The following is a 21,451-nucleotide window of genomic DNA, read 5'->3' as shown; positions in this document are numbered from 1 at the left end:
AATTTTTCAGGCATTTGCTCCAAATATCCCTATTTTTTTATCCCCTTTCTTCTGTTCCAGACAAAGCCCGTCACTGCACCGGAAGCTATCAAAGAGATCAGAAGGGAAAGATGATTGACATCCCCCGTTTTTACCCCCTGTCCTACAGATGGTCCTTCCTGCTGCCGGACCCGGATCGTCTGGGATGGATTTTCGTAATCTGTCTCTTTTCCCAAAAGCTTTCCGGAGCTGTCGTAGATAGATTCAAATAGGACCAGCTCTTCCCCTGCCAGTCCCGTAGCATCCACCTCAAATTCCAGTTCTGCCTGCCCTTTTTCTCCGGAAATCCGCACTCTTTTTTCCGTGATCACTTCTTTTCCGTTAATTTCCAGAGGAGATCTGCTGCTCTTTCTCATCACCTGGCCACGGATCAGCACTTCCTTGTCCTTGATGTTCCTTCCCTCAAATTCAACCATATCCTGAAAGGTCTGATGTTTTTGCGGAAGAATTTCTTTCTTCCCGCTGCTTCCCTGCGCCTGTGTCCGGATCCAAAAATCAGATTCCGGCCTGCTCTCATTGCTTATCGTTCCCAGAAGCACCTTTTGTCTGTCTCTGGATACAACCACCCGCAATCCTTGGATCAGCTTTTTCCCCTGGTTTTCCTGCCCCTCCAATTCGTCAAGAATGTAGGTGTCAAAAGGAAGCGCGCCTGCCGTATCTTTTGCTTCTCCTCCTCCAAACCAGATCCCGTCTCCTGCCTCCTGTCCCCGATTGGTGTGCCTTGTATGCGGGTGCCACTCTGCCGCCGTGGAAAAATAACCGTTTTCATCCGTCAGGATCTCATGGGCTTCTCCTGTTGAGGCAGACGTAATACGAAACCGGACGTTTCCCATCCTTCTCGCCGTTGAGGCTTCAATCTTGACGCCTTCTAAGTCTCCTCTGATGATCTGTTCCCTGATCTTTACCGTTTCATAAAGCTGCACGCTTTCTTCCTTCCCATATCCCACCAGCTTTCTTACATAAACTCCCTGATCCGGAAGATATCCCTCCGGCGGCTTGATTTCCCGGATCGTAACCGTCCCCAGAGGAAGAACGGGGGTCCGCTCCTTATTTCTGTACAGCTCATCTCCCGAAACGAGGTACTCCTCTCTCAGAAATGCCTGTCCCTTTTTATCTGTTTTTACGATCCATTTCCTTTCCGGCTTTCCCCCTTCTTCTATAGGATTCCCCTTGTAATAGCCCGGATAAAACGCCACCTCAAATCTGGCTCCTGCCAGGGAAGCGCCGCCCTGCGACACAGGCTTGCCCGTTTCCTTATCTGTTTTTTCCAGCAACAGTCCCACTGTTTCATACTGTGGCTGCTCCTTCAGGGAAGCTTTGTTTAGCAAAACCTCTTCCTCCCATTTTACTTCCACCGGATAGACGGTGGCATCCAGAGCATATCCCGTCGGGGCCTTCCTCTCTTTGACTTCATACCGCCCTTCCGGCAAAAACACTTCTGCCTCTCCTGTTTTATCCGTAACCAAGGTTGCCACCAGTTCTTTTGTCCCTTCCTGATATACTCCATATTCTGCACCTTCCAGACTATAGGCAGGGTTTTTCTCTGTCATCTCTGACTGCGCCGATTCCTTTCTTAACCGGAGAGATCCATACTTTTTTACCTGTACCTCCATGGTGATCTGTCCACCGCCTGTCGCCTGATAAAGTTGCAGCCACACCTGGTAATACCCGCTGTGTTTTTCTGCCCACTGCCGTGCTTCCTCAAACACAGGCGTAAGCTGTACATATTCAGTCGCGTAAGTTTCGCCGCAGTCCCATCCCTTATAGGGAGACAGACTTTTCCATAAATGAATCTGTGCCAGGATGTATCCTGCATCTGTGTTTTTTTGTGGACTCAACTGCGTGATATAGTAAGTTTCCAGGCCCAGTCTCTTAAGAAGGGACTCTTCCACCTGATACTTTTCCAAGGGGATCTTCTGCCCTTTTCCTTCCTGAAACTTCGCATAAGGTTCCATGCAAAAAACCGGCCTTCCATCCACTGCCAGGACGGCTTCTTCCATTTCTCCCCTGTCTACGCCGCCTGCCCCTCTCAAAAAAATGTGCGCCACTTCCTGCCGCAGGAAGGACAACTGATGCTCTCCCTCTGCACGGACTATCCTGCTCTTTTGCAGGCAGAAGTTCCCTGCCACAAGCATGATCATCAGTCCCATTCCGACTGCTTTTCTTATCTTAGTTTTCCATGTGATTGTCTGTTTCAATAGTTCCTCCTTTTTCCGCATCGGATCCCGCCCTTCTCAATTCCTTTTTTACTCTGTCATAATAGTAGGCAGTATCTCCCAGCACTTCTTCCTCTTTTAATTGCGTCTCGTTGACTTCCTGTATCATCTGATTGATCCGGTCACAGGCCGGCGCTCTGGAAACCGGCAAAAGAATGACCTCATGGACACTGGAGAGGATCACATAATAATCCTCCTGTAGCCTGTTCCCGATTTCTTCCAGGCACCCTTTATACAAAAGAGTAGCAGCACCCCAATATTTCCTTTCATTGGTCAGGACATAGATCTGCTCTTTGACCGGAATAGCTGCACAATTAACCAAAGACGCTATGACTTCCTCCATCGTCTGAAACAGGGCGGGAAATTTTCTTCTTGTGGCTGCTTCCGCATCAAAAAGTAATCTTTTTATATCTATATTCCATTTTTCCAGATGTTCCCGTCTGATTCGACAAGTTACACAGGTTTCTTCCTGCATGGCAAGAAGAAGGTCGAATACCATCACAAAATCCAGATATTTCTGAGAAACCACCTGCTCCGGCAGCTTCTCTGCTTCTTTTTTGCCAAGCAGCTTTACGACCAGATTGTTCCTGGCGGAAGAATACTCTATCGGAAATGCACATGGCATCCTCTCCTGGTCTATGGTGTCTGCATACCAAAGCGCGATCTTTCTCGCCAGCTCTTCCAGACTGTCTTCTTCCTTTTCTCCGCAAAATGTTTCCAGATAGAGGACAGGTCTTGCAATATCCTGTTCCCCCTGAAACATCAGCCCTGTTTTTTCTTCTCCACCAGGAGAATGGCATAAGGTTACCCTGACTCCGGTTCCCAGAAGCTCCTGCACCTGTTCCCGCAGCCTATTTGCAAATGCACTGTCTGTCATTTACACTCCTTTCTTTCCTTGCGACTTGTTCGCTGTCGTTTTCTGATAATCGTTTGGGTTCTGATTGGTTGATTTGTCTGTTTCGATTTGTTCCTTGGAGATTTGTTTGTTAGAAATTTGTTTGTTTTGATTCATGGATCTGTCTGTTTTGATTTGTTCCTTAGATTTGTTCATTTTGATTCATGGATCTGCCTGTTTTGATTTGTCCTTTAGAGATTTGTTTGTTTTGATTGGCTGATTGTTGTCGGAGAATTCTGATCTGTTTTTGGAAATATTGCCGGATAACCCGGACCCAGACCGGCATACCGACTGCACATACGTCCAATTTTTGAATCTCTGAATTTTACATGTCCAAATTTTGAATATTCAAGCTTCCAATATCCAGACCTCGCATCTTTTTTGAATGGACACAGAGGTCTCCTTCTCTCTGCTTATCACTGTAAAAGTTCACTGAACCTTGCTTCGATAAAAGCCTGATGGGAATCCCGATACCTGATCTGTCTAAAACTATGATTTGAATTACTATGGTGTTATCATTATAAAAAGACCCTGCTGAAAATGCAAGGTCTTTTTCTCTTATTCTTACTTCATATGCATCGTCAGACTGCCGGTGTTTCCCGGCATCGCCTAAGATCCCTTATGCTCTGGAAAGATACTCTCCGGTACGTGTATCGATTTTGATCTTGTCTTCCTGTTCTACAAACAGAGGAACCATAACCTGTGCCCCCGTCTCTACGATAGCCGGCTTTGTCGCACCCTGTGCCGTATCTCCCTTGAATCCCGGCTCTGTCTCCACGATCAGAAGCTCCACGCTAAGAGGCGGCTCAATGGCAAACACACTACCTTGATAGGAACTCAGCTTCACGTTTTCATTTTCTTTTACAAACTTCAGGGAATCTCCCACCGTGTCTGCATTGACCGCAATCTGGTCAAATGTGGCCGTGTCCATAAAATAGAACAGATCTCCGTCGTTGTACAGATACTGCATTTCTTTTCTTTCGATATGTGCATTTTCAAACTTTTCCGTAGGACGGAACGTTTTTTCCACTACTCCACCATTGATGATGTTTTTCAGCTTTGTACGTACAAAAGCTGCCCCCTTACCTGGTTTTACGTGCTGAAACTCCATGATCTGGTACACGTTTCCTTCAATCTCCACAGTAAGTCCGTTTTTAAAATCGCCTGCTGATACCATTTGTATTCCTCCTTAAGCAGTGTCCGGCAGACACCTCTCATTCTTTTTACTTGTTCCATTCTATAATAAAGACGCCTGTTTTTCAACCTTTTTTTAACAGCTCTCCGCCTTCTTTCCTTATCGAAATCCTGCGCCTTCTGCCCCTTCCATTCAGGGGCCGTCCTGCATTTGGATCCCGTTGTTTTATTTCCCCACCTGCACCCTTGTTCATCTGCTTTCCTCCGTCAGTCCGTAGATCACAGCTCCCATGGCGTCCAGCCGCTTTTTTTCTTCCTCGGAAAACCTTCTTCCTGTGATCACACCGGTATAATCGCCTAAATGGTTGATCTTTGTCATAGACTGTTTTTCAAATTTGGAGGCATCTACCGCCAGAAACGACTCCGAGCATTGCCTGGGTACCTGCCTTTTCAGCCACATTTTCTCGATGGTAGGCGTCGTCACCTCAAAGTTTTTGTTGATAGAGGCCGCTCCAAAAAAGCCTATGTCGAACTTGAAGTTTTCCAGCATCTGCCTGGCGTATTGATCAAACACACTCCCGGTGCTTTTTTGGACTTCTCCTCCGCACAGAAACAGCCGTACCCGGCTTTCCTTCAGCAACTGCCCGATCTCCAGGTCATTGGTCACCACCATGATATCCGGCGTCGACTGCAGTAATCTGGCGATCTCATAGGTAGTGGTGCCTGCGTCCAGAAACACCGTGTCTCCCTCTTTGATAAAGGCGAAGCACCTCCTGGCGATCCTCTCCTTTTCTCCCTGGTGACTGGTCTTTTTCCGGGCATAGGATTCTTCCTGCTTTGCCACGGCCCCGCCGTGATATCTTTCCACCTTGTTGTGTTCTTCCAGCGTCCCCAGATCACGCCGGATCGTCATAGGACTGACTCCCAGTTCCTTTGCCAGCTCTTCCACCTGCAGACTTCCTCTGGTCTGCAGAAGTTGTACGATCTTCGCCTGTCTCTCTACTCTGAGCATCTGATCCACCTCTTACCTTTCGACCTTAACACCATCGGCCCCAAATCCACGCCCCGTCTTCTGTCACGCCAGCAGTCTCTGCCACACGCTCTGTCCCGTATCACGTCAACAGCGGAGGAATCTCTCCTCCGCTGTAATTATACCATATGTTTCGATCTACATAAAGATATTGAGTACAAGTACTTCCACCACACCTACTGCCCACGCAATGGTGGAGGTCACAGACCAGATGGTCAGCTGTTCTTTTGCTTCCCTGACGCCCAGCGTCCTGTTGACTACCCAGAAGTAGCTGTCGTTAAAGTATCCGAAGAACAGGGATCCTACACAGCATGCGATCGCTCCCAGCAGAGGATTTGCACCGGCTGCTACGATGATGGGGGCAGAAATACTTGCCGCGGTGGTCATGGCTACCGTTCCGGAGCCCTGGATAAACCGCATTGCCGTAGAGATCAGAAGCGGCAGGATCACAATGGGGATCGCCGTCTGTGCCAGACCTTCTGCCATGAAGTTGCCAAGTCCTGAATCTTTGATGATCTGTCCTAAAGCGCCTCCGCCTCCGGTTACCAGCATGATGATGCCTGCCGACATCATTCCCTTTTCCATTTCCATGACAGCATCATGGCGGTTCAGCGTCCTGCCCAGCGTAAAGATCGCCGCTAATAGTCCCAGTCCTACTGCCACGATAGGCTGTCCGCAGAACACAAGAACTTCCATGATCCCGCCGGTCTTGCCCAGCGCAGTTGCCACCGTATTGATCAGGATCAGGATAATGGGAAGCAGAAGCGGCATAAAGGATGCAAATACACCCGGCAGCTTTTCTTCCGTCATTGCAAATGCATTTTCATAATCCGGCTCCTCGTAAGGACGCTCTTCGATCACGCCTTCTTCGTTGGGGATCCGGTAAAATTTCTTTGACAGATAGAGTCTTCCGTAAGCGATACACGCAACTGTCATAGGGATAGCAAGCAGGATCGTCATAAGAATGAATTTTCCCACGTCAATTCCAAAGATTCCGCACACACCCAGCGGTCCCGGTGTCGGAGGAACCAGGGAATGGGTGATCACCAGTCCGGCCGCCAGTGCCACACCCAGTCCGATCACCGATTTCTTCGTTACTTTTGAGATCGCTTTTGCGATAGGCGCCAGTACCACAAAGCCCGAGTCGCAGAAAATGGGAATGGATACCAGAAATCCCGTGATCGCCAGTGCCTCTTCTTCTCTTTTCTTCCCAAACAACTTCAGGAAGGTCTGTGCCATCGTCTTAGCGGCTCCGGTCACCTCGAAAATCTGTCCCATCATAACTCCAAAGCCGATAATGATACCGATATTTCCCAGGGTTCCTCCAAATCCTGTCGTGATGGAATTGACGATCCCGAAGGGTTTTTGTACTCCGTCTACTTCGATCATTGTGTTGATCAGCGGCATTCCGCCTACCACGCCCACGATCACCGTACAGATGATCAGCGCCAGAAATGCCTGCACTTTTGTTTTTAATACCAGGAAGATCAGGACTGCGATTCCAACCGCCAGTCCTATCAGCATCCTCTCACCACTCAATCCGTTAACCATAACCGATCTCCTCTCTTCTTTCTTATTTTGTAAAATTAGGGGCGTATTTTGCTGCCAACAGAATTGCTTCCACCATACTGATCTCACTTACTTTGTTTGTTCCTGCAATGTCAAATGCAGTCCCGTGGTCCACCGATGTCCGAAGGATCGGCATTCCGTTTGTGATCGCGATGGTTCTGTCAAAATCCAGGGTTTTTGTCGCTATATGTCCCTGATCATGGTACAGGGACAATACGCTGTTGTATCTTCCCTGAGCTGCCTGATGGAACACAGAGTCTGCCCCGATGGGTCCCACCACCTGATACCCTTCCTTTTGTAGTTCCTCGATTGCCGGTGTGATCTCATTCACCTCCTCAAACCCAAACAATCCGTGTTCTCCGCAGTGAGGATTCAGCCCGGCAATCGCCATGGTTCCCTCCTTCACGCCTAATTTTTCCAATGCCTCCAGGCATCTTTTCACATAATCCTTGATCCGCTCCTTCTTGATCATATCCAGCATCTGACGAAGGGACACATGCCGTGTCAGGAAAAATACCCGCAGCCCGTTGGTCTCAAACATTGTCAGCGGATCCTCCGTTCCGGTCAGACTTCCGAAGATCTCTGTATGTCCAATGAAGGGGATCTCCCCCGCTTTCAGGGATTCTTTATTGATGGGAGTCGTGGCTACCGCATCTACCTTTCCTTCGTTTGCCAGCTGAATGCATTTGGCAATGTACGCATACGCCGCCTTCCCGCACATCCCGCTGACCGCCCCAAAGGAAAACTGTGTCATATCCACATTGTTCAGATCCATCAGGTTCATCACGCCGTCTTGAAAAACCGCCTCCTCCACCTGATGGATCACATGGATCTTTAGTTCCTCTCCTGTGATCCGTATGGCATTTTCACAGATCTTCCTGTCTCCTACCACGATACAGTCTGCATCCTGCTTCACTTTTTCATTACATAGCGCCTTTACGACGATCTCCGGTCCGACGCCTGCCGGATCTCCGATGGGAATTGCGATCACTGGTCTTTTCATACTCTTTTCCTCTCTTCCTTAGATATATAGTTTCTCTTTCAGATATGTAACGCAGCGGTTGATGGCATCCTTTCCTCCCTGACTGCCCCCTTTTGTGACAATATGGACGCCTTCAAATTCTCCCTTGATAAACCGTCCGTATGCGGCAAGGGGAAGGACTTCATCCAAAAGAGCCAGACCTGCCGTTCCGAATCGCTGGCATACAGCCACCGTGACGTCTCCGCCGCTGGTATAAAGTCCTTTAAAACTTTCTTCCTGTCTGAAGATCCTCCATGTGATCTCTGCAAATGCCTGATTGATCCTGGCTGTGATCGCATCCAACCCGACGCCCCACTTCTTCATATAAGGTTCAAATTGTATCCGGTTTTCCGGATAGATCCCGTCTCCGGTCACCGTTACCACAAAGTAATCCTCGCTTTCCTGCAGGATTCGAGATACCACGCGCTCTATCTCCGCTTCCCTCCTGTCGTCGCTTTCCAGAAATTCCCTCGTCTGCACCAGGACAGAATAAGTTTTCTGGGACAGCCAAAGTTCCTCCATCTGATCCTTTGTGTTGGAATTGACACTTCCTACCACCGTCAGGATCCTGTTTTTCTCCCGCTTCTTTGGCGGCATACACTTTCTTGCCAGCGTAGCCGTAAACACGCCGGGATCTACCGCGATCACCTTTCTGCCGCTTAGCAGCACCGCATCTGCGATCAGATCCAGATCCTCCTGGGTCACACAGTCAAATACCAAAATCCTGGCTTCTTTGCCAAGCTCTTCTTCGATCCGGTCTGTCAGATGCCCTGCTCCGTCCATCATATCTTTCATGAAAATAGAAGACACGGAATACTTGCTTTGTTTCGCAAACAGCTCCGCTACCTCCGACTGTGCCACCGGTGTCTTGGGATCCAGGGCAATGTTCGTCTTGTGCAGCGGAAGACCGTTTACCAGCATATAACCGCCAATGACGATCCTCCCGGAAGCAGGGAAGCAAGGCGCCGCCACCGCGATATATTCTTCTCCCAGACAGTCCAGCATTGCATCTGTCTCACTTCCCAGATTTCCTCTCAAGGTGCTGTCGATCCTTTTTCCATATATTTTTACCTCCGGGCTTTTCAAGAGACTGCACACATTTTTCACCCGGTTGTAGGCTATCTGTGGATCCACTCCTCGGCTGTCCGTCGGATAAAGAACACAGTCATAGGCTTCCTTCGTCCGCAGTTCAATACGTTCTGCATTCATGGCCGTATACGCCCTGTAGTCCATTTTTTTCAGAAGTACTCCCGTCGCATTGGCTCCCGTCAGATCATCTGCAATCACAACACACTGGGTCATATGTTTCTCCTTTCCCCTCCTGCCTTATTACGATTTCTATTTGTTCGTTTATGTTTTAATTGTACTTCTGTGTTCGTTTTGTGTCAATAATTAATTTTGCTTTTGTTTATGTTGTTCATTTGTTTCTTTTTTCACATTCCCATCAGGATTTGGGCCGCCTCCCGCAAGGTGGTATCTTCTCCCACATTTCCCGGAAAGATCACATAAGGCGTCCCGGGAAACCGGCTTTCTTCTCCTGTCTGCCAGACAGGGATCCCCGGCCTGATCTGTCCCAGCACGTTTGCCTTCTTTACCGCCAGCGCCTTCGTCCCCACATCACTGGAGGTGATCCCACCTTTTGCGATCACAAAGGCCGGTGTAACGGACAGCTTTCCCACCAGAGACTGTACTGCATCCGAGATCCGTACAGATAAGCGCAGTTCATCCTCCTTGTTTCCCGTATCGGCAGTGATCAGGCTTCTCGTTGTGTAGCAGCAGACCGTCTTTCCCTGTTTCAGCAATTCTTCCTCTTCCTTCAGGCACCGCTCTACCTCCCTGGCAAATTCTGCTTCTTCTTTTACCAGGCCTGCATTTAATTCAATAAAACCGATGCCGTCCAGCTCTCTCAAAGCCGCAAGCTGCCTGGTGGTTTTTTCCGTATGGGATCCTACTACGATCACACCACCGCACCCGGTTTCCCGTGTTACCATATCTTTGCGTTCCAAAAGCGGCTGGCTGCTGATTCCTCCCATCACTTTTACCAAGGCCGCTGCCGACCGGAACAAAAACAGCTTTCCTTCCTCCATCGCCTGGTACAGAGCAATACAAAACACCTTCACGTCCGCATAGGAGATCGCATTGACGATCACTTTTCGGAATCTGTTTACTCCCAAAAGCTGTTTCTTTATTTTTTCTACCTGAAACCCTCTGATGTCCTCCAGTGAGATACATACCACATCTTCTGCCCGATAGGCTCCTGCCGTCTTTTCTTCCACATACAGAGGCATTGTGGCCGCCTCGTACCCAAATGTCTTGTCTTTTGCAAATTCTGTTTCATTTGCCGGGATCAACTCTTCTCCGTATCTGACATAGTGAACGTTGTCCATGGTGAACCGTCCGCCTTCCAGAAAGAACGGGCATAAAATTTCTCCGTCTATCTGCTTTCCCCAGATTTTTTCATATTCCTCCCGCAGGATCTCCGTTTCCAGAGGATAATGCCCTCGCAGGGTGCTGTCGCTTCTGCTGATCAGGAGGTATTCCTTTTTCAACTCCTTCGCTACCTTCCCGATGGTCCGGGAAATCTCTCGGTGGGCTTTTTCTGTCTCCTCCCGGGTAAATCCTCTGGAATTGGTCAGGATATAAAAGAGAGGACGGTCTTCTTCAAAGCCGCTTCGGATGCTTTCTTCGTCCCAGCCGGTGTAAACAGAAATGTCGTGCACGGTCTGCACTCCTGTCGGATCATCATCCAATACTATGATCTTTTTCTGGTTTTTCCGGATTTTCTGTTCCAGAAGTCTGTCCGCCTCCTTCTCGTCCACCTCCGGAAATCTATGGAAACTGGTAATATTTTGTTTCATGCCTGCCGCCCTCCTATTTTTTCTTTACTTCTACATCTGCCAGCCGTTCAAAATACTGTACGATCCCGCCGTGGTCCTCTTCCATATGTCCGTGGATCTTTAACGTCTGCAAAATCTCATACAGCTGTGCCGTGTAAGGAATCGGCACGTCGATGGAGTGGGCTGTGTGGACCACATTTTTAATATCCTTGTGGTTGATGCGGATGGGTCCTCCCGGCTTAAAATTCCGTTCTACGATCATGGGGATCTTGGCATCCAGCACCGCACTTCCCGCCAGACCGCCCCGGATCGCTTCATACACCTTCTGCGGATCCGCCCCTGCCTTTGCCGCCAGTACAAAAGCTTCCGAAACCACGGCAATGGTATTATTTACAATAACCTGATTGGCCAGCTTTGTTACGCTGCCGCTTCCCGGTCCTCCGATCAACAGGGCGGAAGAACCCAGGATCTCAAAATATGGCTTCAACTGTTCAAAGGCTTCCTCCTCTCCTCCTGCCATGATGGCCAGCGTTCCCGCAATTGCTCCCGGCTCTCCTCCGGAAACCGGCGCATCCACAAATCCTACTTTCTGCTGTTTCAGCCTTTCATAACACTCTCTGGATTCTACCGGTGTAACGGAGCTCATATCACAAACGATGCTGCCTTCTTTCAACGAAGACGCCACTCCCTCTTTTCCAAAAAGGATTTCTTTTACGATCTCTCCTGTCGGAACGATGGTAAACACCACCTGGCAATCGGCTCCGATCTGCGCATAGGTTCCGTTTTCTGCGCCTGCTTCCACTACGTCTGCCACCGCTTCCGGATTCAGATCCGATACCATCAGTTCTACTCCTGCTTTCAGCAGATTTTTTGCCATGGGTCTTCCCATGATCCCCAGTCCTATGAATCCTACTTTCATATGTCTACACCCTTTCTGTTTTGTTTCCTGTTTTTTCTGTCGCCGTCGGATCCTTCTCCAACTTTGTTTGACTGTACACCCGAACCGGTATACCGGTCAAGCCTTCCTCTTTTTTTCTCCTTTTCTTACAATATTTTTCATGCTTTTCTGTGCATATTTGCTAATTTATTTTTAATTTTGATATTTTTTTGTCATATTCTTACAATATTTGACCTTTCCCTGGTTTTCCGCTATAGTGAACGTAAAAGACTATAAGAAAAGAGGTTTTTTATGACACCATTAAATCAGCAGGCCTATCTGTATCTGCAGGATCTGATCCAGTCGGATCGCCTGTCCTATGACCAGGTTTATTCTGAGACAAAGCTTGCCAAAGAGATCGGGATTTCCCGGACTCCTTTTCGGGATGCCATCCACCGTCTTGCCCAGGAAGGCTATATCGACATCATTCCCAGCAGAGGATTCCGGCTTCACAGACTTACCAGGACGGACGTGATCGAAACCTTCCAGGTACGCTCCGCTATTGAATGCTACTGCACCTATCAGATCGCTCTTGCAAGCCAGACGCCTGAAGCCAGACTTTTATTTCAAAGTCTTCGCGGGCTGATGTCCCAGCTGAAGCGTATTCTGGAAACTTCCCATTCTATTTCTGAATTTTGTGATTACGATTTCCGGTTCCATCAGGAAATCATTAACTTTGTACAAAACCGTCAATTTCAAGAGGTGTTTTCCACATTTCACTACCGGATGCGGAGACTGGCTCAGCTTTCCCTGGCTCATGAAGGACGTATGGAGGCTACCTATCAGGAGCACCTGAATATCCTCACCGCCCTGGAAAGAGGCGATGCCGATCACATCTACAAGATCACTCTGGTACACATGGAAACGCCAAAAGGAATCAATCTGGAAGATCTGTGAGCAAGGAGATTTTTCCCGGAAAGGAGACAAGTATTTTATGGAAGGACGAAATCTGGATCTTACCCGGGGGGGCATCTGGAAACAGCTGATCCTGTTTTTTCTGCCCATCCTGGCCGGAAGCATATTTCAGCAGCTTTATACTACCGTTGATGCGGTTATCATCGGACAGTTTGCCGGCAAATCCGGTCTGGCTGCCATTGATTCTGTGCACAATCTGTTGAAGCTCCCTCTTAACTTTTTTACCGGACTTTCCGCCGGAGCAACCATTCTCGTTTCCCAGCTGTTTGGCGGGAAGCAGCTTCGCCGGCTGACGCAGGTTGCCCGCACTGCCATCGCCTTCTCTTTTGCAGGAGGTGTCCTTCTTTCCATTCTGGGGATCGTATTTGCTCCTGCTTGTCTGGATCTCCTGGAAGTTCCGCAGGACATCTACTCTCAGACGCTCTCTTATGTCCGCATTTATTTTTTCGGACTGTCCGTATCCCTCCTCTACAATCTTGGCGCCGGGATCTTAAGAGCCGTGGGTAACTCCAGAACTCCTTTTTCCATTCTGCTTCTTTCCTGCTCTCTCAATCTGGTACTGGATCTGTTCTTTGTAGGATTTCTGCGTCTGGGGGCTTCCGGTGCCGCTGCTACCACCGTACTTTCCCAGACCGTCAGCGCCCTTTTGATCCTGTATGTGCTTATAAAATCGTCTGACCAGCTAAGGATCCGGGATCATGCACAGACCCCGGACCCTCGGACGGCTCCGGCTTTTGATCCGTCGCTGTCACAAAAAAGAGGCAGCCTGCTTCGTCTTTTTCCCTTCCGTATTCACAGGGAAAGCCTGCTGTCCATCCTTCGGCTTGGCATCCCCCTGGGACTTCAGTCTTCTTTTTATCCCATCGCCAACATGATGATCCAGACCAGTATCAACGCTACCGGCACAGATTCCATTGCAGCCTGGGCTCTCTGCGGAAAACTGGATTTTCTGATCTGGCTTTCCACCGATGCGCTTGCAGCTGCAATCTCTACGTTTGCGGCGCAAAATTATGGTGCCAAACATTACAGGAGAATACAAAAAGGCGTCGCTTCCGGACTTTTTATCACATCCGGAATCGTCGCCTTGCTCAGCATCCTTCTTTACTTGTTCAGCGGAACCATCGGCAAGCTGTTCCTGCATCCGGCCGACCACGACATTCTTCCTCTGGTGGTCTCCATGATGCATTTTCTTGCTCCTTTTTATCTTCTGTATGTATTTGGTGAAATTCTTTCCGGAGCTATCCGTGGCACCGGAGAAACCTTTCTTCCCATGCTGGTATCCCTCTTGGGAACCTGTGCCGCCAGAATCCTCTGGATCCTGTTTGTCGTCCCCGGACATCCTTCCATCCTGGTGATCCTGGGCAGCTATCCGGTATCATGGTTTCTCACCGCATTGCTGTTTTCTATCTATTACCTGTACATCAGGCGAACCCGCCTGTTGCCTTCCCGGAAGTGATCCACCGCAGGTCTCCCCACTATTTCAGCTTTCTTTGTTTTTTCTTATAAAAATAAAGCACGATCTTCTCCAGGTATCTTTTTAGTATGATCTGGATCTCCTCTCTTGGATGGATCGGTTTTACCAGAAAATTATGGATCCCTGTCCGCCTTGCTCCCCATACATCTGTAAACAGCTGGTCTCCCACAAACACTGTCGTTTCCCGGCTTGTTCCCATCCGCTTCATGGCCTCCCGGTAGTTTTTTCGAGAAGGCTTGTGGGCGTCGTAGATATAGTTGGTCTGTACCTTCTGGTTAAACAGCTTCACCCTCTCCTCCCCGTTGTTGGACAGCAGACAGGTCTGAAATCCCAAAGCCTTCAGCCGCAGAAACAATGCTTCCGCCCTCTCATCGGAGGGATCCCCATGAGGTACCAGCGTGTTGTCTATGTCAAAAATAATTCCTCTGTATCCATTTTTATATAATTTTTCAAAATCGATCACATAGGTGCTTGCCACATAATGATCGGGAAAAAACATCTCAAACATTTTTCTGTATCCCTTCTTTTGTCAGTTGCTGTATCAGTTCTTCACATACCTGAAGAACACTTTTTTCATCTGTGCAGATCAAAATATCTGCCGCCGCTTCATATTTTTCTCTTCGCTCCTCCATCAGTCTGGCGATCGCTTCCACATTTTTTCTTCCCTTCAGCAAAGGGCGGTCTTCGCTGTCTTTCACTCTCTGATAGATCGTCTGTGGAGTTGCCGTCAGAAGTACCACTTTCCCGTTCTTTTTCATCTCAGCCACATTTCTTTCCCGCAGGGCAGCTCCTCCGCCGCAGGAAATGACCGTATGCTTTCGGGACTGCAGCTCTACCAGAAGGGCCGTCTCCAGATCCCTGAAATATTCTTCCCCACAGGCGGCAAAAATATCCGGAATACTCATGGCCTCCCTTTCTGCGATCACCTGATCCATCTCTACCACATCCAGAGCAAACAGACGGCTCAGACAGCCGGATACGGTGGTCTTTCCCACACCCATAAATCCGATCAAAACGATATTATAATCAAACAGCCTTCTGGCCTGAATCTTCTTGCTGTTCCTTCTGATACATTCAAATACGGCAAACAGCTCTTCTTTGTGCCGGTTGTCGAAAAGCTTCTCCCCCCAGTATCGGTTCTGCTTTTCTTCCTGCTGCAGTTGAAGCACCGGAAGCTGATGCCTTTCCTTATAATCCATGATTTTTTCCACCAGCTGATTTCTCCGGATCAGCATCTCCATGATCTTTTCATCGCAGGCTGCTACCTGCTCCCGAAACTGTTCCAATTCATTCATTGTTTCCCTCATATCTCTTTTCATAAACCTGCCTGTATCTGCTGTATTATAGCAAGCTTCCTTTCTCTTCGCAAGGCAGTTTCTTTGATCTGCCACAGTTTCCTCCATCGGTCACATCTTTCTCCGCCGATTTCCTATGGCAGCGCCCTGTTTTTCCTGTTATCCATAGATAAATTCTATTATTTCTCATTTTTTACTAATTAGTCTTTTCTTTAACAATGCGATATACTCCAAATAAGAAAGAATCCTGCGCTACAGGATTCTCCGCCTGCGGCGAGTCGCTTTTGCGGCACGTTTCCCTACCGCCGCAGCGCGATCCTGGCGGAGTATTTTTGATTTCACAGGACATGTTTCTTATGAAATCGGAAATCAATCAAATTCATCAAAGATCTGAGGAAACTTTCCATCAGATCTCAAATCAAAGGAGGGCCTATGAAAGTAAATTTTCCACATGTATTCCGTCCTATCACGCTCCGTTCCATGACAGTCCGAAACCGTGTTGTCATGATGCCTATGGGCAGTGATTTTGCAGGACATGACGGAGAACTCAGCGACGAACACATCCGATACTATGAGCTGCGTGCCAGAGGCGGCACGGGCCTTATTATCGTTGAAAACATCTGTGTGAAGTATCCGGAGGGTTCCAATGGGACCACGCAGCTTCGGATTGACAAGGACAGCTATATTCCCCGACTGTTTAATCTGACGGAAGCCTGTCACAGACAGGGCGCCTGTATCGGTATTCAGCTGAACCACGCAGGAGCTTCTGCCATGAGCTCCCGGATCGGAATGCAGCCGGTATCTGCCTCCACACTTCCTTCCAAGCCCGGCGGAGAAACGCCCCGGCCACTTTCCAGGGAAGAGCTGGAAGCTATTGCAAAAGACTATGGGATTGGTGCAAAGCGGGCAGTAAATGCAGGATTTGATCTGATAGAAATTCATGCAGGGCATTCTTACCTGATCAGTCAGTTCCTGTCTCCCACGATGAACGACCGAACAGATGAATTCGGCGGCTCCGCCAAGAACCGGTCCCGCTTCTGCCGTATGGTCATCGATCAGGTGCGTGCTGCCATCGGCCCCCATGTTCCCATCTCCCTGCGGCTGAGTGTGGATGAACTGGTGGCAGGCGGAAATACCATTGAGGACTGCCTGGAATACCTGGAATATCTGCAGGATGAGGTGGACCTGTTCGATACCTCTGCCGGCCTGAACCCCACTATCCAATACCAGATCGATGCCAATTATCTGGAAGACGGTTGGCGGGCTTATATGGCAAAAGCTGTACGCGACCGTTTTCACAAGCCTACCATCGCTATCGGAAACATCCGTGATCCCCAGGTGGCGGAAGATATCCTGGCGCGGGGGATGCGGACTTTATCGGACTGGGCCGGGGGCTGATCGCCGATCCCGAATGGTGCAACAAAATCAAGTATGGCCGCACCCAGCAGCTGCGGAAGTGTATTTCCTGTAATGTGGGATGTGTAGGAAATCGTATCGGCGGCAATAAGCCTCTTAGATGCACCATCAATCCCGACCTGATCTATGGAGAAGCCTACAAAAAATACAAGGTGTCCTCTCCCTGTAACGTGGTGGTAGTCGGCGCCGGAACCGCCGGCCTGGAGGCAGCCTGTACGGCAGCCGAGGTGGGCTGTCATGTAACCCTTTTAGAAAAAACAGACAAAATCGGCGGACTGTCTGTGGAAATCTCCAAGATCCCCGCCAAAAAACGTCTGGCCGATTTCCCCACCTATCTGAAAGCTCGTGCCGGACAGCTGGAAAATCTGACCATCCTGACCAACACAGAGGGAACTTTGGAGCGTGTCAGACAGTATCACCCGCACCTGGTAGTAAACGCTACCGGTTCCGTTCCCATCCTTCCTCCTATTGATGGGTTGGCCCAGCAGTTGCAGTCTTCCGCACCTGTTTTTTCCATTCTGGATTTTATTGCAGAGGTGGAGCGCTATCCGGAAGATCTGTCCGGCAAAAGGGTGGTGGTAGTCGGCGGCGGAGCAGTTGGGCTGGATGTAGTGGAATTTTTCGTGTCCAGAAATGCGCAGATCACTCTGGTAGAAATGCTTCCTACCATCGGAAACGGTCTGGATGCTTCTTCCATAGCAAGCGTCAAAGAATTCCTGCAAAAGGGACAAGTACGACAACTGACCGGCACTGCTTTGACCAAAGTACTCCCGGACGCCTTTTTGGTCAACCAAAATGGCACGGAAGAAACGCTACCCTTCGACTATGGATTTGTATGTCTTGGCATGAAGGCATATGCTCCCGTTTTGGCCGAGCTTTCTGACGGGTTCCTGGGAGAGCCGGTAGAGGTATTGAATATTGGAGACTCTGTCCGTGCCAGGAGGATCATTGACGGAACCGATGCCGGCAGACATCTGGTACTGAATGCTTTGGATCAGATGGGATTTCTGGACATTATCCGATAAGCGTTTTCTTCCACCCTGAGCGCAGAAAGTTATCCTGCTGCTCTGTCTCTTCTTTTGAGGCAGTAGGACAAAACGTGTTGACGGACTGGTCCCAATCCTGACAATCGATTTTCACAAAAAACCTCCCCCGCAGGAAGCAGACCGTTTCTGATCTGCCACCTTTGGGGGAGGTTTGTATGTTCTGTTATCTGTTACTCGTCTACGCTGTAGTTCGGCGCTTCCTTTGTAATGTGAATGTCGTGAGGGTGGCTCTCCTTCAGAGAGGCTGCGGAGATCTTCACAAACTGTCCTTTCTGCTTCAGATCCTCAATGGTGGGCGTTCCACAGTAGCCCATTCCGGAACGAAGTCCTCCCATCAGTTGGAACACGGTATCCTCTACCGTCCCCTTATAGGCAACCCGGCCTTCTACGCCTTCCGGCACCAGCTTTCTTGCATCTGTCTGGAAGTATCTGTCCTTGCTTCCATTTTCCATGGCGGAGATGGATCCCATTCCACGATATACCTTATATTTTCTTCCCTGATACAGTTCAAAGGTTCCCGGGCTTTCATCACAACCCGCAAAAATGCTTCCCATCATACAAACATTGGCGCCTGCTGCGATAGCCTTTGTCATATCTCCGGAATACTTGATCCCTCCGTCAGCGATCACCGGGATCCCATGCTTGTCGGCGGCCTCATAGCATTCCATTACCGCCGTTATCTGGGGTACTCCAATCCCTGCGATTACGCGCGTCGTACAGATGGAGCCCGGCCCGATCCCGACTTTAACAGCGTCGGCTCCCGCACGGATCAAAGCTTCCGTAGCTTCTCCCGTTGCCACATTTCCCGCGATCACCTGAAGCTGTGGAAATTTATTCTTGACCATATCCACCGTACGCAGCACATTTGCAGAATGTCCGTGCGCAGAATCCATTACCACTACGTCCACTTTGGCATTGACCAGAGCTTCCGCTCTCTCCAAACAGTTTGCCGTGATCCCGATGGCTGCTCCGCACAGAAGTCTTCCCTGCTCATCCTTGGCAGACAGCGGGTACTTGATCTGCTTTTCAATATCTTTAATGGTGATCAGACCCTTCAGATTGAACTCCTTGTCCACAATGGGAAGCTTTTCTTTCCTTGCTTTCGCCAGAATCTTTTTGGCTTCTTCCAGTGTGATCCCCTCCTGTGCAGTGATCAGACCCTCCGACGTCATAGACTCTTTGATCTTCTTGGAAAAATCCTCTTCAAATTTCAGATCACGATTGGTGATGATCCCCACCAGTTTTCTTCCCTCTGTGATCGGCACTCCTGAGATCCGGAACTTGCTCATCAGCTCATTGGCGTCTGCCAGCGTGTGCTCCGGCGAAAGATAAAAAGGATCTGTGATGACTCCGTTTTCGGAACGCTTTACCTTATCAACCTCTTCTGCCTGCTCTTCGATGGACATATTCTTATGGATGATTCCGATTCCGCCTTGCCTTGCCATTGCAATCGCCATACGGTGCTCCGTTACGGTGTCCATCCCTGCGCTCATCATTGGAATATTCAGTCTTACCTTCTTCGTAAGATAAGTGGATAAATCCACTTCATTTGGAATCACTTCTGAATAAGCCGGTATCAGAAGAACATCATCAAACGTAATGCCGTTTCCGATTATTTTTCCCATTTCACGAACCTCTCTTTCTTTTCACATGGTTTTCAATTTTTCGTTCTACAGAACTTGATTAACTGCTATAATAACCAATTTTCCTTGGATTTGTCAACCGCCGTTTACGGATGTCCGCCTCTTTTTAGTGCCTTTTTAGTGCCGACTGCTTCTTTTCACGTACAGCCGTCTTTTTGTCAGGAAAGAATTCCCAAAAAGAGCTGTCGCCGTCAGCATTCCTCCCACATAGAAAAGAACAAAATTTTTGTCGCCGGTCTTAGGCGCCGCCACTTTGCCTGCCGCCTTCTCACTCTTTTTTGTACCTCCTGAAACAGACGGCTTCTCTGCGGCAGGCTTGTCCGGCTGTTTGGGGATAGGCTGATTGGTGATCTCAACGGTCTTGACCGATCCATCCGTGCTTTCCAGCTTTACCTCCGTAATCTCCTGGCTCAACTGGTATCCCTTGGGAGCCGTGATCTCCCGGATGCTGTAGTCTCCCAGCGGCAAAGCTGCCGTTACTGCCAATCCGTCCGCTCCTGTGGTAAGCGTCTCCACTACCTTTCCGTCTTTTAGGATCTCAAATACTGCACCTTGCAGCGGCTGGCTGTTTGAGGCGTCCATCTTTTTCACCTGGATCTTTCTGTTCCTGTTGCAGTAGGTCTCTCTCAGAGATTCTCCTCCCACCGCATATGCTCCTACCGTATTCTCCAGGATCCTGACTGCCGCCAGATGATTTCCATTGGAGGCTATCCCCGGCGTCGTCACATTAAAAGCCGAATAGATGGTCTTTTGTGTCTCTACCAGAATATTGTCCTCGTTCAGTTCCTTGTTGGAAACATAATTGTTTTTCAGATAGAATACATATCTTTTCTGGGTGTCCGTTCCCATGGTGTACTTTGTGAATCCCTGGCTTCCCTTGGAAACCTCCAGCGTATCCGTAACATCCTTCAGCGCAGAAAGATCCACCCCAAAGGTATCCGGGAATTCATAGCCGTCCGGAACCTCATACACACGGAACTCTGCCGTATCTGCCAGAGGTGTCGTATAGTTTCCATTCTCTGTTCCCGATATATACTCTACTGTAAATCCACCTTTTAGCTCTGTTCCTCTGGGATTCAGATAGCCGATCTGTGTGTAGGATTTTTCAGCCGGATTCACGTAAAGGATCCTGCTGATCAGGCTGAAGGTATTCGCTCCCTGCCGTTCGTCTGCATTCCCTCCATACGCAATGGTGTGCGTATAGTTTACCGGCTTCTCTGCAAATGTGTCCTGAAATGTATATTCTCCATTTTTGCGGATGACATCCGGTTTGATCGTCCAACCCTGTTCCAGCTCAAAAGAAACACTTTCTTTTCCTTCAATATAGTCACTTAGGATGTATGTAATCTTGTTGCTGTCCGGATCCAGGTTTGCATAGGCAAACAAAACTTCTTCACCGGTCTTGGTATCCGTCACATACAGATTCCCTACCTGTACCGTCTCCGGGCTTTGAAATCCGCCTAAGCGGTCTGCCGGATCCAGTTGATAGGTAAAATAATCGCCGGCCTTCAGGCTTCCGTCGTTGACCAGAGTCCCTTTGATATTCTCCATGATATACACCCATTCCGTGACAGGCGTATGATCCGGAAGCTGCTCCACCTTCTGCGTACTTTCATTATATCCGTAGAGGTATTCCTTGATGGTGATATCCTTGATCCTGGTATTGATATTTTTCCCAAGCTCACACGTATCCGCCGCATGTACCGGCAGGATCCCTCCTAGGAAAAGGACTGCGACTACCGCAGCGGCAGCAACGCCGGCTGCTTTTTTCTTTAAAAACATTTTCATACTGTTTTCCCCCATTCTTTGTTTCTGCCTATGATAACATACTGTCCCGGTGGGTTGCAATCTCTTTCTTCCTCTTCTGTTTCTCCTTTTTCGCGGAGTATTTCCTGCTCTTAGGCGAAACATCCTGTAGCCTTCAGGAAAAGCACAGACCCTGGAACTGTCTGTGCTTTTGCTTGCTTCCCTCATCCTTTTTGTC

General features: G+C 49.0%; 14 protein-coding genes and 2 pseudogenes. 3 read left to right on the top strand and 13 right to left on the bottom strand.

Features of this window, described 5'->3' with window-relative positions:
* Positions 1-29: 29 nt before the first annotated feature.
* From FYJ34_RS09490 to garR, 9 genes and pseudogenes are all read right to left on the bottom strand, one after another.
* Positions 30-2,237, bottom strand: coding sequence for a SpaA isopeptide-forming pilin-related protein (locus tag FYJ34_RS09490; RefSeq protein WP_173017093.1), 2,208 nt, complete (start codon positions 2,235-2,237; stop codon positions 30-32).
* Positions 2,209-3,132: a DUF5688 family protein gene (locus tag FYJ34_RS09485; RefSeq protein ID WP_154478169.1), complete on the bottom strand. Its 924-nt coding sequence runs from the start codon at positions 3,130-3,132 to the stop codon at positions 2,209-2,211. Before FYJ34_RS09485 ends, FYJ34_RS09490 begins: the two co-directional genes overlap by 29 nt.
* Positions 3,133-3,769: 637 nt before the next feature.
* The gene (efp, locus tag FYJ34_RS09480) at positions 3,770-4,327 is read right to left on the bottom strand and encodes an elongation factor P (RefSeq protein WP_154478167.1); all 558 of its coding nucleotides are present in this window, start codon (positions 4,325-4,327) and stop codon (positions 3,770-3,772) included.
* Between the two features lie 207 nt (positions 4,328-4,534).
* Positions 4,535-5,296: a DeoR/GlpR family DNA-binding transcription regulator gene (locus tag FYJ34_RS09475; RefSeq protein WP_154478165.1), complete on the bottom strand. Its 762-nt coding sequence runs from the start codon at positions 5,294-5,296 to the stop codon at positions 4,535-4,537.
* Between the two features lie 156 nt (positions 5,297-5,452).
* Complete coding sequence (locus FYJ34_RS09470) at positions 5,453-6,865, bottom strand: GntP family permease (protein ID WP_154478163.1); 1,413 nt, start codon at positions 6,863-6,865, stop codon at positions 5,453-5,455.
* A 22-nt stretch (positions 6,866-6,887) separates the two neighbouring features.
* Positions 6,888-7,886: a 4-hydroxythreonine-4-phosphate dehydrogenase PdxA gene (pdxA, locus tag FYJ34_RS09465; protein ID WP_154478161.1), complete on the bottom strand. Its 999-nt coding sequence runs from the start codon at positions 7,884-7,886 to the stop codon at positions 6,888-6,890.
* A gap of 18 nt (positions 7,887-7,904) precedes the next feature.
* Entirely contained in the window at positions 7,905-9,206 is a 1,302-nt protein-coding gene (locus FYJ34_RS09460) for a four-carbon acid sugar kinase family protein (RefSeq protein WP_154478159.1), read from the bottom strand.
* A gap of 131 nt (positions 9,207-9,337) precedes the next feature.
* The gene (locus FYJ34_RS09455; RefSeq protein WP_154478157.1) at positions 9,338-10,762 is read right to left on the bottom strand and encodes a four-carbon acid sugar kinase family protein; all 1,425 of its coding nucleotides are present in this window, start codon (positions 10,760-10,762) and stop codon (positions 9,338-9,340) included.
* Positions 10,763-10,775: 13 nt separating this feature from the next.
* A pseudogene (gene garR / locus FYJ34_RS09450) lies at positions 10,776-11,717 on the bottom strand (2-hydroxy-3-oxopropionate reductase); the annotation flags it as partial.
* A 213-nt stretch (positions 11,718-11,930) separates the two neighbouring features.
* Here garR and FYJ34_RS09445 point away from each other — a divergent pair.
* Both FYJ34_RS09445 and FYJ34_RS09440 read left to right on the top strand, forming a co-directional pair.
* A complete protein-coding gene (locus FYJ34_RS09445) occupies positions 11,931-12,575 on the top strand; it encodes a GntR family transcriptional regulator (protein WP_154478154.1) in 645 nt (214 codons plus the stop codon).
* 37 nt (positions 12,576-12,612) lie between these two features.
* Positions 12,613-14,049, top strand: coding sequence for an MATE family efflux transporter (locus tag FYJ34_RS09440; RefSeq protein ID WP_154478152.1), 1,437 nt, complete (start codon positions 12,613-12,615; stop codon positions 14,047-14,049).
* 19 nt (positions 14,050-14,068) lie between these two features.
* Here the strand turns inward: FYJ34_RS09440 and FYJ34_RS09435 are convergent, their stop codons facing one another.
* A complete protein-coding gene (locus FYJ34_RS09435) occupies positions 14,069-14,575 on the bottom strand; it encodes a YqeG family HAD IIIA-type phosphatase (RefSeq protein WP_154478151.1) in 507 nt (168 codons plus the stop codon).
* Positions 14,568-15,362, bottom strand: coding sequence for a shikimate kinase (locus tag FYJ34_RS09430; RefSeq protein ID WP_154478883.1), 795 nt, complete (start codon positions 15,360-15,362; stop codon positions 14,568-14,570). Before FYJ34_RS09430 ends, FYJ34_RS09435 begins: the two co-directional genes overlap by 8 nt.
* A 432-nt stretch (positions 15,363-15,794) precedes the next feature.
* Here FYJ34_RS09430 and FYJ34_RS15170 point away from each other — a divergent pair.
* Positions 15,795-17,803, top strand: a pseudogene (locus FYJ34_RS15170) (oxidoreductase).
* A 191-nt stretch (positions 17,804-17,994) separates the two neighbouring features.
* On the opposite strand, the gene guaB reads toward FYJ34_RS15170, so the two are convergent.
* Both guaB and FYJ34_RS09415 read right to left on the bottom strand, forming a co-directional pair.
* Positions 17,995-19,449, bottom strand: coding sequence for an IMP dehydrogenase (gene guaB / locus FYJ34_RS09420; RefSeq protein ID WP_154478149.1), 1,455 nt, complete (start codon positions 19,447-19,449; stop codon positions 17,995-17,997).
* Positions 19,450-19,584: 135 nt separating this feature from the next.
* Positions 19,585-21,255, bottom strand: a complete 1,671-nt coding sequence (locus tag FYJ34_RS09415; protein WP_173017092.1) for a SpaA isopeptide-forming pilin-related protein — start codon at positions 21,253-21,255, stop codon at positions 19,585-19,587.
* Between the last annotated feature and the right edge of the window lie 196 nt (positions 21,256-21,451).

Origin of the sequence: Suipraeoptans intestinalis (assembly GCF_009696485.1) — a bacterium.
GTDB lineage: Bacteria > Bacillota > Clostridia > Lachnospirales > Lachnospiraceae > Suipraeoptans > Suipraeoptans intestinalis.
Note: the sequence above shows the minus strand (reverse complement) of the source record. Positions and strands in the feature narration are given on the sequence as shown.

Bases quoted from the DNA above. Each gene is read 5' to 3' on its own strand.
- guaB (WP_154478149.1), bottom strand. From the start codon at position 19,449: ATGGGAAAAATAATCGGAAACGGCATTACGTTTGATGATGTTCTTCTG.
- FYJ34_RS09445 (WP_154478154.1), top strand. From the start codon at position 11,931: ATGACACCATTAAATCAGCAGGCCTATCTGTATCTGCAGGATCTGATC.
- FYJ34_RS09485 (WP_154478169.1), bottom strand. From the start codon at position 3,132: ATGACAGACAGTGCATTTGCAAATAGGCTGCGGGAACAGGTGCAGGAG.
- FYJ34_RS09415 (WP_173017092.1), bottom strand. From the start codon at position 21,255: ATGAAAATGTTTTTAAAGAAAAAAGCAGCCGGCGTTGCTGCCGCTGCG.
- FYJ34_RS09440 (WP_154478152.1), top strand. From the start codon at position 12,613: ATGGAAGGACGAAATCTGGATCTTACCCGGGGGGGCATCTGGAAACAG.
- FYJ34_RS09430 (WP_154478883.1), bottom strand. From the start codon at position 15,362: ATGAATGAATTGGAACAGTTTCGGGAGCAGGTAGCAGCCTGCGATGAA.
- FYJ34_RS09475 (WP_154478165.1), bottom strand. From the start codon at position 5,296: ATGCTCAGAGTAGAGAGACAGGCGAAGATCGTACAACTTCTGCAGACC.
- FYJ34_RS09455 (WP_154478157.1), bottom strand. From the start codon at position 10,762: ATGAAACAAAATATTACCAGTTTCCATAGATTTCCGGAGGTGGACGAG.
- FYJ34_RS09460 (WP_154478159.1), bottom strand. From the start codon at position 9,206: ATGACCCAGTGTGTTGTGATTGCAGATGATCTGACGGGAGCCAATGCG.
- FYJ34_RS09470 (WP_154478163.1), bottom strand. From the start codon at position 6,865: ATGGTTAACGGATTGAGTGGTGAGAGGATGCTGATAGGACTGGCGGTT.
- FYJ34_RS09435 (WP_154478151.1), bottom strand. From the start codon at position 14,575: ATGTTTGAGATGTTTTTTCCCGATCATTATGTGGCAAGCACCTATGTG.
- efp (WP_154478167.1), bottom strand. From the start codon at position 4,327: ATGGTATCAGCAGGCGATTTTAAAAACGGACTTACTGTGGAGATTGAA.
- pdxA (WP_154478161.1), bottom strand. From the start codon at position 7,886: ATGAAAAGACCAGTGATCGCAATTCCCATCGGAGATCCGGCAGGCGTC.